The organism is Arthrobacter sp. B2a2-09, from assembly GCF_027587375.1.
Lineage (GTDB): Bacteria > Actinomycetota > Actinomycetes > Actinomycetales > Micrococcaceae > Arthrobacter.
Genome location: NZ_JAMXIC010000119.1, coordinates 1 through 293, shown reverse-complemented (window position 1 = coordinate 293; position 293 = coordinate 1). Strand labels below are relative to the sequence as shown.

General features: G+C 69.3%; 1 protein-coding gene. It reads left to right on the top strand.

The genetic code is table 11. The features are described from left to right. The coding region (locus NFJ07_RS25805) for an aldehyde dehydrogenase family protein (protein ID WP_269998949.1) at positions 1-293 on the top strand (293 nt) is incomplete at both ends.

Genomic DNA, 293 nt, shown 5'->3' with positions numbered 1-293 from the left:
CGCTGCATGGCCATCTCCGTCGCGGTCGCCGTCGGGGACGCCGCGGAGCTGCTGGTCAAGAAAGTCGAAGAGCGCGCGCTGGCCGTGAAGGTCAAGAACGGCACCGAGTCCGACGCCGAGATGGGCCCGGTCATCACCCCGGCCTCCAAGGAACGGATCGTGCGGATCGTCACCGAAGCCGAAGCCGCCGGCGCGGCGATGGTCGTGGACGGCCGGGACCTCGTGGTCCCCGGCCACGAAGAAGGCTTCTGGGTCGGCCCCACCGTGATCGACCACGTCACGACCGGAATGAC